This window comes from Actinoplanes sp. G11-F43 (assembly GCF_050589265.1).
In the GTDB taxonomy this organism is placed as follows: Bacteria; Actinomycetota; Actinomycetes; order Mycobacteriales; family Micromonosporaceae; genus Actinoplanes.
This window is the reverse complement of the sequence record NZ_JBNZCE010000033.1, coordinates 1-10,013: the sequence shown is the minus strand read 5'-3', so window position 1 is coordinate 10,013 and position 10,013 is coordinate 1. Positions and strand designations below refer to the sequence as shown.

General features: G+C 69.6%; 11 protein-coding genes. 3 read left to right on the top strand and 8 right to left on the bottom strand.

Annotated features, from left to right (window positions below):
• Window positions 1-64: 64 nt before the first annotated feature.
• From ACQ0O7_RS34115 to ACQ0O7_RS34095, 5 genes are read right to left on the bottom strand one after another with little or no spacing between them, the layout of a single operon-like run.
• Entirely contained in the window at window positions 65-1,318 is a 1,254-nt protein-coding gene (locus ACQ0O7_RS34115) for a styrene monooxygenase/indole monooxygenase family protein (RefSeq protein ID WP_430788417.1), read from the bottom strand.
• Between the two features lie 20 nt (window positions 1,319-1,338).
• Window positions 1,339-1,884, bottom strand: coding sequence for a GTP-binding protein (locus tag ACQ0O7_RS34110; RefSeq protein ID WP_430788493.1), 546 nt, complete (start codon window positions 1,882-1,884; stop codon window positions 1,339-1,341).
• Between the two features lie 19 nt (window positions 1,885-1,903).
• Window positions 1,904-2,212, bottom strand: a complete 309-nt coding sequence (locus ACQ0O7_RS34105) for a DUF742 domain-containing protein (RefSeq protein ID WP_430788415.1) — start codon at window positions 2,210-2,212, stop codon at window positions 1,904-1,906.
• 55 nt (window positions 2,213-2,267) lie between these two features.
• Complete coding sequence (locus ACQ0O7_RS34100) at window positions 2,268-2,729, bottom strand: roadblock/LC7 domain-containing protein (RefSeq protein ID WP_430788413.1); 462 nt, start codon at window positions 2,727-2,729, stop codon at window positions 2,268-2,270.
• On the bottom strand, window positions 2,726-3,784 hold the full coding sequence (locus tag ACQ0O7_RS34095; protein WP_430788411.1) for a sensor histidine kinase: 1,059 nt from the start codon (window positions 3,782-3,784) through the stop codon (window positions 2,726-2,728). Before ACQ0O7_RS34095 ends, ACQ0O7_RS34100 begins: the two co-directional genes overlap by 4 nt.
• 334 nt (window positions 3,785-4,118) lie before the next feature.
• On the opposite strand from ACQ0O7_RS34095, the gene ACQ0O7_RS34090 reads away from it, so the two are divergent.
• Window positions 4,119-5,321: a hypothetical protein gene (locus tag ACQ0O7_RS34090; protein WP_430788409.1), complete on the top strand. Its 1,203-nt coding sequence runs from the start codon at window positions 4,119-4,121 to the stop codon at window positions 5,319-5,321.
• A gap of 57 nt (window positions 5,322-5,378) precedes the next feature.
• Here the strand turns inward: ACQ0O7_RS34090 and ACQ0O7_RS34085 are convergent, their stop codons facing one another.
• Both ACQ0O7_RS34085 and ACQ0O7_RS34080 read right to left on the bottom strand, forming a co-directional pair.
• A complete protein-coding gene (locus ACQ0O7_RS34085) occupies window positions 5,379-6,557 on the bottom strand; it encodes a calcium-binding protein (RefSeq protein WP_430788407.1) in 1,179 nt (392 codons plus the stop codon).
• 29 nt (window positions 6,558-6,586) lie between these two features.
• The gene (locus tag ACQ0O7_RS34080; protein ID WP_430788405.1) at window positions 6,587-7,807 is read right to left on the bottom strand and encodes a calcium-binding protein; all 1,221 of its coding nucleotides are present in this window, start codon (window positions 7,805-7,807) and stop codon (window positions 6,587-6,589) included.
• A 161-nt stretch (window positions 7,808-7,968) separates the two neighbouring features.
• Here ACQ0O7_RS34080 and ACQ0O7_RS34075 point away from each other — a divergent pair, with 161 nt between their 5' ends.
• Together ACQ0O7_RS34075 and ACQ0O7_RS34070 are read left to right on the top strand one after the other, a co-directional pair.
• Window positions 7,969-8,517 (top strand): hypothetical protein, encoded by a 549-nt coding sequence (locus tag ACQ0O7_RS34075; protein WP_430788403.1) that lies wholly within the window; start codon window positions 7,969-7,971, stop codon window positions 8,515-8,517.
• A 205-nt stretch (window positions 8,518-8,722) separates the two neighbouring features.
• On the top strand, window positions 8,723-9,226 hold the full coding sequence (locus ACQ0O7_RS34070) for a sigma-70 family RNA polymerase sigma factor (protein WP_430788401.1): 504 nt from the start codon (window positions 8,723-8,725) through the stop codon (window positions 9,224-9,226).
• A gap of 20 nt (window positions 9,227-9,246) precedes the next feature.
• On the opposite strand, the gene ACQ0O7_RS34065 is transcribed toward ACQ0O7_RS34070, so the two are convergent.
• Entirely contained in the window at window positions 9,247-9,888 is a 642-nt protein-coding gene (locus ACQ0O7_RS34065; RefSeq protein ID WP_430788399.1) for a hypothetical protein, read from the bottom strand.
• Window positions 9,889-10,013: the final 125 nt, after the last annotated feature.

Below are 10,013 nucleotides of genomic sequence, written 5' to 3'. Positions count from 1 at the left end.
CACGCTTCAAGTCGGCGCCGCCTGCGTCAGTCGGCGCCGCCTGCGTCAGTCGGCGCCGCCTGCGTCAGCCGGCGTTGCCCACCTCGGCCAGGTAGGCGGTGGCCTTCTCCGGGTCGACGAACCAGTTGAGGAAGTCGTTCGGATCCACGAACCCGGCCGCGAACCGGCGGGCGATCCGCTCGTCCTGGGAGGCCGCGCCGAGCAACTGCTGCACGTGCGGCGGCAGCGGCTGCAGCATCGCGTTCGTCCAGCCGGTCACCGCGGCGCCGTGCGCGGTCCAGAAACCCTCGAACGTGGCGGTCATCCACTGCTCGTCGAACGGCTGGTCACCCCGGGCCAGAATGGCCTTCAGGTAGTGGTCGGCGGCCTTCGCGGCGGTATTGCTGCCCTGGCCGGTGATCGGATCGTTGGCGATCACCACGTCGGCCAGCCCGAGCGCCCGGCCACCACCGGGCAGGTGCGCGACCGGACGGCGCACCGTCGGGGTGTACCGGCCGTGCAGGGTGGCCTTCGCGTCGGTGAGCTCGACCTTCCCGGCCCGCTCGTGCACCCACGGAAGGTACTCACGGATCAGATCCAGGGTCAGCTCCAGGTGCAGGCCGGGGGCCACCCGGCCGTGCTGCCCGGCCCAGCGGTCCAGCGGGCCGCCCGGGACCGCCTCCCAGAACAGGATGTCGCACGGCCCCGAGTGGGTCAGACCGGGAATCACGAAGAGCTCACCCAGACCGGGTACGGCGTGGAAGCCCACGTGCGGGACCGGCCACCGCGGGTCCGGGGCGAGGCCGTGCACGTAGGCGACGGCCAGTCCACGCTGGGGTTCGGCGTACGGCGAACGGCTCGGGTCCCGGTCGAACATCGCCACCAGGTCACCCTTGCCGGCCGCCACCACGGTCAGGTCGTACCGCCCGAGCTGGGTGATCGCGTCCAGGTCCTGGGTGGTGACCGCGTTGTAGATGACGTCGACACCCTGCTCCTCGGCGTCCTGCAGCCAGCGGGACATCTTGATCCGCTGGTCGGTGGACTGACCGGGCCGGTCCAGCGGCGCGGTGATCTCCAGGGCGAGCTGACCGGGCGGCGCGGACAGGGCCACCCGCAGACCGTTGATCGGTGGGGCCTCGGACTCCCAGTGGTTCAGGCCGTACGCGCGCTCGGTCTCCAGCGACATGTCGAACATCGCCTGGGTCGAGGTGACCCAGCCGGTGCGGATCTCGTCGGGGGTGCGCGCCGACATCAGGGTGACCTCGTAGCCCTCGGTCCGCAGGCTGAGAGCGAGCTGGAGTCCGGCCTGACCGGCCCCCACGATGAGAATGTTGCGCAAGGCTGCCTCCTGAACTGGATCTAACCGATGGCCTGCTTCGCCGCGTGGTCGACCACGGCCAGCAGGGCCTGTGCGACGTTGCGGGGGCTGCGGACGTCCGCGGCGATCAGCGGGATGTGCGGGGGCAGGGTGAGCGCCTCGCGTACCTCGGCCAGTTCGTGGGTGGCCACGCCGTGGAACAGGTTGACGCAGACGAGCCAGGGCACGTCGGCGTCGTTCTCGAAGTAGTTGACCGCCGCGAACGAGTTCGCCAGGTTGTTGGTGTCGACCAGGACCAGCGCGCCGACCGCGCCCCGGACCAGGTCGTCCCACATCGGCCAGAACCGCGGCTGGCCGGGCGTGCCGAACAGGTAGAGCACCAGCGCCTCGTCGATGGTGACCCGGCCGAAGTCCATCGCCACCGTGGTGGTCACCTTGTCGATGCCCGGATCGAGCCGGTCGATCTGCGCGGCGGCCGCGGTCATCCAGGACTCGGTGCGGATCGCCGGGATCTCCGAGATGGCCTCGACCGCGGTGGTCTTGCCGACCCCGAAACCGCCCGCGATGACGATCTTGGCCGAGGTCATCCGGTCGGACACGGGCGCGTCAGGTGAGACGGACAAGGCCGGCACGGAGTCTCTCCAGGAGCGCTAGATCTTGTGAGGGGCGGGCCTCGTGAACCACCAGCTGACCGAGTTTGAGCAGGTCACTGATGAGCAGGCGGGTCAGTCCGAGGGGCAGCCCGCAACTCGCCGACAGCTCGGCCACCGAGCACATCCGGCGGGCCTGCTCGTACAACGTCCGGGACGCCGGGGCCAGGGTCGCGGCGAGCAGCGGGTCGTACCGGTTGCCGGTGGACACCAGGGTGTGGATCAGCAGCGGGTTGCGGTTGCCGGTCCGCCCCCGTGCGGTCATGTACGGGCGCACCTTCCAGTGCAGCCCCGGCCTTCGGACCATGCGGGGACTCCGATCAGCGTGCCGGTGCGGGCAGGGTGTTCTGATGCAGCACGTGCCGGGCCTCCGGGGTCAGTGCGTGCCCGACGGACTGGCTGAAAGTGGTCATCGCGTAGCCCAGCTGCCCGATCTGGGTCTGCGGTTGCGCCGACACCAGCAGCGCCGCGACGAACTCGCCGGCCGGGTCGTCGATGCGCAGGAAGGCCAGGTGGCCGTGCGGGTAGCGGATGCTCAGGTTCTCCGGGGCGCCGAGCTGGAGCAGCCCGCCGAGCTGGCCGGTGATGCCCAGGAACCCGGCGGCGAGTGCCGCGACACTCTCCGCGTGCTCCCGGCTCAGGTGGCCGGAGGAGGCGAGCTGCAGCCCGTCGGCGGAGACCAGGACGACCGCGGTGATCGTCGGCACCTCCCGGACGAGCTGGCCGATCAGCCAGGAGACGTCCGGCTGGCCGAGGTCGGCGGTGAGACGGTAGTCGGTCATAACGGTCCTTCGGCTGTGCGGGGGGACTTGGCGCGGGCGGCATCCACCCCGGCGTTGAAGTCGGCGGCGTCGTCGTGCCAGGCGGTCTGGTGGACCCGGGTGGTGACCGGCGCCGGTGGCGAGCCGGTGCCGCGGACGCTGGCCGGCACCCGGCGGGGCATCGACGTCCGTTGCACCGGCAGCACCATCGTCACGTCGTCTGCCGGGGCGGGCCGGACAGCCGGTGTGATCGGGGCCGGCTCGGGCACGGCCGCGCGCGGTGCCTCGCAGAGCAGGTCCGCGCCGATCAGCAGCATCGCGACGGTGCCGCGGGGCTGCCGGGACACCAGCCGGACCCGCAGCGACGGGTGCCGGTGGGTGAGCACCCCGGCCACCGACAGCCCCAGATGGGCCGGTTTCAGCTCGCCGGGCGGCGGGCCGTCCGGGCTGTCCAGCAGCCGCTCGATCCACGGCAGATGAGCCGGGTTGAGGCCGATGCCGTGGTCCTCGACCCGGATCACCACGTCGCCGTCACCGGTCAGGTGCGCGGCGATGGTGACCGGCTCGGTCGGCGGGGAGTAGCGGTCGGCGTTGTCGATCAGCTCGGTCAGGATCCGGATCACGTCGTCGGCGGCGGACGCGACGACCGCCAGATCGGCGATCGGGCCGAACTGGAGACGCTCGTAGTGCTCGACCGCGGCCCCGGCCGCGTGGGTGACGTCGTGCAGCGAGGTGATCTGCTGATCCGGGTCGTCGAGCGGCTCGCCGGTGAGCACCCGCAGATTTTCGGCGAGGCGGCGGACCCGGGTGACCGAGTGGTCGATCCGGAAGAGGAACTTACGCCGTTCGGTGTCCCGCTCGCGGAACTCGGCCTCCCCGATGTGATGAACGGCCTCCCACGTGAGAGTGAGGAGGCGGAGGGCGAACTCGCCGGCGATCGGACGCCACGGATCCGGTCCGTCGGGCGCCGCGGGTGGGGTCTCGGAGACCGGCTCGGGGATCGGCTCGGCCACGGGTTCGGCCTGCTCAGGGTGCCGTCGGCGCCACCAGCTGGACCAGCGGCCTGCCCCAGGCATCGATTGCTCCCCAATCAGCCTCTTGTCGCACCGGAAACGGAAGAAGATCACTGACTACGAAGTCTGTACCGTACCCGCCGGAATGCCCGACTGGCTATCACTCGTCCTGTCCGTGATCACGTTAGCCGAGAGGTCCACAGTAGATCGACGGGTGGCGTTGCGAAAGGTTCAACGGTTGGTGGGAGAAATTCCACACAGATCAAGTACGGGCAGCTCACCGGCCATCTCCTAGATCAAATTCGATTCGGTTCCGGAACCTGTTGATCCGTTCATGGGAACGCTCCCGTGAAGGAGAACGAAGCGCACCGCCCGTTCCCCGAAAGGCGCAGGTTCCATGTACAGGTCTCGGTCCAAGAACTCCCGTACCAACACTCGCCGCTGGCAGATCGGCGCGGTCGCGGGGGTCGCGCTGACCATGGTCGGTGTCGGCCTCGGTGTGGCTTCGGCCGCCGAGACCACGCCCACCATCAACTGTCAGCCGCTGCGCATCTCCGTCAACGTGCCGGCCCAGGCCAGCGCGGAGGTGCAGCGCAACCTCGCACTGCTGAACACCCAGATCGACGAGGCCAACGCCCGGATCAAGAGCACCGTCGGCCAGGGTGGCCCGAACTTCATCCAGAACGCCATCCTCGGCCCGCTGCAGAGCAAGCGGTTCGCGACGATCAACCGGATCGAGACCGCGATCGGCCGCAACGCCGCCAAACCGAACCTGAACGCCGAAGGCCTCTCGGTCTGCTCGCTGAACGCCAACGGCAGCGCGTCGGTGAAGAACCCGACGTCCTTCCCGACCGCGGGCGCCGGCAACAACAACGCCGGCAACAACGGCGGCAACAACAACGCGGGCGGGAACAACAACGCCGGCGCCAACACCGGTGTCGCCACCGTCAACTGCCCGGTGGTGCCGATCACCGTAGCCGTGCCGCAGCAGGCGCAGGCCGAGGTGGTCCGCAACCTGGAACTGCTGAACACGCAGATCCGGGAGGCCAACACCCGGATCGTCAACACCCAGGGCCAGGGCGGCGCCAACTTCGTCCAGAACGCGATCCTCGGCCCGCTGAAGGACAAGCGGTTCGCCACCATCAACCGGATCGAGACCGCGATCGGCCGCAACGCCCCGAAGCCGAACCTGAACGCCGAGGGCCTGTCCACCTGCTCGCTCAACGCCAACGGTGGCGCGTCCGCCCAGCAGTCCACGAACATCACCGTCCGGCAGGCCGGCCAGAACGCCGCCGGCACCGGTCCGGCCCCGACCGTGAACTGCCCGGCCGTGCGGATCAACGTGACCATCCCGGCGCAGGCCCAGGCCGAGATCGACCGCAACCTGGCCCTGCTGCAGACCCAGATCAACGAGGCCAACACCCGGATCAAGAACACCGTCGGCCAGGGTGGCCCGAACTTCATCCAGAACGCCATCCTCGGCCCGCTGGCCGACAAACGCTTCGCCACCATCAACCGGATGGAGACGGCGATCGGCCGCAACGCCGCCAAGCCGAACCTGAACGCCGAGGGCCTGTCGGTCTGCTCGCTCAACGAGTGATCGACAGCTGACGAAGAGGGCCCGGTCGCCACGACCGGGCCCTCTTCGTCGTTCCGGTCAGGGCCGGATGTTCTCGCAGTTCTGGATCTGGTCGCCGACGCCGGGGACACACTCGTCGTCGCCGTATTCGCCGTCCACCGTGGAGCCCCGGCTGTCGGTGTCGGAGCTGTCCAGGTAGTCGTCACCGCTACCACCGAGCAGGGTGTCGGCCCCGCCGCCACCGATGAGCCGGTCGTCGCCGCCCCACCCGGTCAGAGTGTTGTCGCCCGGCCCCCCGAGCAGCACGTCGTTGAGCATGGTGCCCATGAGGGACTCGACATCGGTGGCCACCGTGTCCCGTTCGCCTTCCGCACCGTCGTCACCGACGGCACCGTCCGCGTCGACGATGACACCCGAATGAATGTACTTGGAGTAGGTCACCAGATCCCGGCCACTGCCACCCGAGTAGTAGTCCGCACCGACCCCCTCACCGGACGTCGCCATCGCGTATAGCGTGTCGTCGTCCGCGCCGCCGTAGACCCGGTCGTCGCCGTCGTCCCCGGTCACCCGGTCCTTGCCGGCGCCGCCGGAGAGGACGTCGTTGTCCCGGTCGCCGTCGACCCAGTCGTCACCGTCCTCGCCCCAGATGTAGTCGGCGCCGGCCTCGCCGTACAGCCAGTCCGAGCCCGCGCCACCGCGGATGCGGTCGTTGCCGGAGCTGCCGTAGATCGAGTCCGTGTGGTCCCCGCCGTAGAGGTAGTCGGCAGACGAGCCACCGGTGATCAGGTCCCGGCCACCGCGGCCGTAGATCCGGTCTGTGCCGGACCCGCCGAGCAGGGAGTCGCTGCCGGACCCGCCGTAGAGCACGTCGTTGCCGCTACCGCCCTCCACCACCAACGGCAGGCTCGAGTCGGTGCGGACCGAGTCGGCTTTGTCGTACGTCCAGACCCGCACATTGATGACCGCCCGGCTGGTCGTGCACCGGACCTTGGTCTTGTCCTTCTTGACCGTTTTGCAGCCCCGGCCGGGCTTGATCGTGTACCGGTCGTCGATGGTGATCGACTTCCCGGTACCGCTCACCACGACCCGGTTCTTCTTACCGGACGCCGCCTTGTACTCCACGTACGTCACAGCCGGGTGCGTCACGACCTTGGCCACCCCGACGGACGCGGCCTGCGCGGGCCCGGCGAGCACCCCGGCCGAAACGGTGGTGAACAGGGTCAGCGCGGCCCCGGTCAGCCAGCGTGAGACAACCATTGTGGAATTTCCCCCGTATCGATGGATCGTCAGGACAGGATGGTTTCACAGTTCCGGGTGTGGTCACGGTCGCCGAGGGCGCACTCGTCCCGGCCGTCGCCGCCGTCCACCGTCGAGCCCCGGCTGTCGGTGTCGGTGCTGTCGAGGTAGTCGTCGCCCTCGTCGCCGTAGAGGTAGTCCGCGCCACCGTTGCCGGTGATCTTGTCGTTGCCGGGGCCGCCGGACAGGTTGTCGTCGCCCGGCCGGCCGGCAAGCACGTCGTCGCCGAACCCGCCGACGATCGACTCGACGTCGGTGGCCACCGTGTCCCGCTCGCCCTTGGCGCCGTCGTCGCCGGTGACACCGTCCGCGTCCACGAAGACCGCCTTGCTGAAGTACGACGCGTAGGTCACCGTGTCGTACCCGCTGCCGCCGGAGTAGAGATCCGCGCCGACACCCTCGCCGTTGACCGCGTGACCGTAGATCATGTCGCCGCCCGCGCCACCGTACACCCGGTCGTTGCCGTCGTTGCCGTGGATCTGGTCCTGGCCGTTGCCGCCGGAGATGACGTCGTGGCCGGCGCTGCCGTCGATGTAGTCGTCGCCGTCATCGCCCCAGAGGTAGTCGTCGCCGGCCTCGCCGATCAGCCAGTCCCGCTCCGCGCCGCCGTGGACGCGGTCGTTGCCGGCGTCGCCGAAGATCTCGTCCCGGCCGTCCTCACCCCAGATGTGGTCGACCTGCGGGCCGCCCCAGATGGTGTCCTTCGCCGGGCCGCCGTAGATCGTGTTCGCCCCGGTCCAGCCCCAGATGTGGTCCTCGCCGCCGCGGCCGTGGATGCGGTCGGCGCCGGTCCAGCCGTGCAGCGTGTCGTCACCCGAGCCGCCGTAGACCACGTCGTCGGCGGTGCCCCCGTCCGCGTACATCGGCACACCGGTGTCGTTGCGGATCGAGTCGGCCCGGTCGTACGTGTAGACGACCACCTGTGTGGGCGCCTTACCCGGCGTACACCGGACGCGGGTCTTGTCGCCTTTGACCGCCTTGCAGCCCTTGCCGGCTTTGACGGCGACCTTGTCATCGATGGTGATCGTGTTGCCGGACCGGGTCACCACGACCTTGTTCTGTTTGCCGGCCGCCGCCTTGTACTGCACCTTCGTCGAAGACACGACCGCCGCCACCCCGGTGGTGGCGGCCTGCGCGGGCGCGGCGAGCGCCCCGGCGGAGACGGTGGTGAGCAGGGTCAACGCGATGCCGGACAGCCCGAAACGAGCCATTCTGGGTCCTCCCCGTGACTCCGCCGGCCAGACGCCGCGCGGTGATCAGGATGGTAGGGCTCATCGACAAGTCTCGTCGTCCCGTTTCTCTCTCCGTAATTCGTGCCGCACGTTGCGCGATCCGCCCCGGGCGCCGTCCGATCCGGACCAGGATCATCGGCATGAACATGAAGAAGCTCCTCGTCGGCGCGCTGGCCGCCGGCATCGTCCTCGCGCCCCTCGCCGTCACCTCGCCCGCCGCCGCCGCGGCCGCCGACCCGATCCTGAAAGGCAAACGGCAGGTGGTGATCAAGCCGATCCCGTCGTTCGAGTCGATCGTCGCGATCGATAGCAAGGGCCGGCTCGGGCTGACCGACGGGGAGGCGAAGTACACCCTGTTCGTACTCAGCCCGGTCGGTGAGAAGTTCCAGATCAAGACGGCGAAGGCCGGCGACGGCAAGAAGGCCGCCTGCATCGGGATCAAGAACAACGGCAGCAAGCCGCTCACCCTGGTGGCCACCAAGTGTGACCAGAAGCGGGCCGGTCAGCTCTTCACGATCACCAAGCTCAAGGCCAAGGACAACGGCCGGCCGACGTACGCGATCAGCAACAGCAGCGCCTTCGTGCAGTACTTCCCGAAGTCCGGTCTGATCGCCGAGGAACTGGGCGACGCCCCGCTGATGACCTCGTTCTCGTTCGTCGACAACGGCCCCGCCCCGAAGCTCGGCTGAGCGCATCGGTGACGTCACCTACCCGCCGCCGGTTGAGGTGCTCGACTCCAGAGTTCGAATACGACGACGGGCCCGTGAGGGTCATCCACGGTTGAGGGAGCGCCCCGGTTCGCCGGGGCGCATCTCCGTACTCCGAGACGTCCACCACTGGCGGTGAACTCGGTACCCACCCCTTCGTCCTCCCGGGCGAACGGGAGGAGTTCCGATGAAGACGATCGACCACGCCTTCACCCGCGAGGTCCAGCACCGGCACGGGACGGCACTGCTACGGTTCGCGCGCACGCTAACCCTCGGGGACGCGTACGCGGCCGAAGACATCGTGCAGGAGACCCTGGTCCGCGCCTGGCGGCACGCCGACCGGCTGGACACCACACCCGCCGAACTGCGGCCCTGGCTGTTCACCGTGGTCCGCCGGCTGGTGATCGACGGGCACCGGGCCCGGCAGGCCCGGCCCGCCGAAACCGGCGAGGACGAGATGGCCGGCCGCCCCGTCCCCGACGGCACCGACCACACCCTCGACCGGCAGATCGTCAAAGACGCCCTGCGCACCCTCGAACCGGACCACCGCGACGTGCTGGTCCACCGCTACCTGCTCGACCTCAGCGTCGAGGAGACCGCTGCCGAACTGCGCATCCCCACCGGCACGGTCAAGTCCCGCAGCAGCAAGGCGTTACGGGCACTGCGGGCCACCCTCACCGCCGACCGGTGACCTCCTGCCCCGACCGGTGCTCAGACATCGCCCGGCCGGATCGCCGCCAGGCTCAACCGGGCACCCGCCACCTCCACGCTCTGCCCGCTCAGGTCGGCCTCGGACGCGCCGCTCGGCCGGCCGTCCACCCACTCGATCCCGGCCGCCTCCCGGTTCGGCAACACGATCACATCGACCCGGATGCTCCGGCCGTCCACCTCACCGGAAGCCCGGTAGATGCCGGCCGGAGCGGGAACCGCCGGCGTGGAGAAGGCCACCCGGTCGCCGCCGACCTGCGCGGTGCCGGCCAGCTTGCCGCCGGTCACCCGGGCGTTCAGCACCCCGCCGTCGTCGCCGGTGAGCAACAGCTGGTCGCCGCCGGAAACGCCCTTCATCCAGGCCTCGCGGCTCCGGCCGTCGGTGACGTGGGCGATCGCATTGTTCTCCCAGACGTGGACGGCCACGGTGAAGACGCCGTCCTCGCTCTTGCCGACATAGCGGGCCTGCTCGGCCCGGTCATCGGTGGCGGCCGGCGGCGGGTTCGCGGCGGCGCCATCGGCCCCGGTCGTGCGGTCCGTCCCGGTGGTCCCGGGCAGGAATCCGGTCACGATGCCGGTCACCACCGAGGCCAGGGCGACGCTGAGCACGCTCACCAGAGCGATCAGCACGTTCCTGCGGGTCATGGCTTTTCTCCTCCTGTTCTCGCCGTTTCCGAGGTAGAACGTTCTGTCTGTCGGTGGTGGGTTGCGGTTCTCCCGGTGGGAGAACGTTCTGTCTGTCGGTGGTGGGTTGCGGTTCTCCCGGTGGG

Coding starts and splice junctions, on each gene's coding strand:
- ACQ0O7_RS34110 (WP_430788493.1), bottom strand. CDS start 1,884: ATGACCTCGGCCAAGATCGTCATCGCGGGCGGTTTCGGGGTCGGCAAG.
- ACQ0O7_RS34100 (WP_430788413.1), bottom strand. CDS start 2,729: ATGACCGACTACCGTCTCACCGCCGACCTCGGCCAGCCGGACGTCTCC.
- ACQ0O7_RS34075 (WP_430788403.1), top strand. CDS start 7,969: ATGAACATGAAGAAGCTCCTCGTCGGCGCGCTGGCCGCCGGCATCGTC.
- ACQ0O7_RS34105 (WP_430788415.1), bottom strand. CDS start 2,212: ATGACCGCACGGGGGCGGACCGGCAACCGCAACCCGCTGCTGATCCAC.
- ACQ0O7_RS34085 (WP_430788407.1), bottom strand. CDS start 6,557: ATGGTTGTCTCACGCTGGCTGACCGGGGCCGCGCTGACCCTGTTCACC.
- ACQ0O7_RS34080 (WP_430788405.1), bottom strand. CDS start 7,807: ATGGCTCGTTTCGGGCTGTCCGGCATCGCGTTGACCCTGCTCACCACC.
- ACQ0O7_RS34095 (WP_430788411.1), bottom strand. CDS start 3,784: ATGCCTGGGGCAGGCCGCTGGTCCAGCTGGTGGCGCCGACGGCACCCT.
- ACQ0O7_RS34070 (WP_430788401.1), top strand. CDS start 8,723: ATGAAGACGATCGACCACGCCTTCACCCGCGAGGTCCAGCACCGGCAC.
- ACQ0O7_RS34065 (WP_430788399.1), bottom strand. CDS start 9,888: ATGACCCGCAGGAACGTGCTGATCGCTCTGGTGAGCGTGCTCAGCGTC.
- ACQ0O7_RS34090 (WP_430788409.1), top strand. CDS start 4,119: ATGTACAGGTCTCGGTCCAAGAACTCCCGTACCAACACTCGCCGCTGG.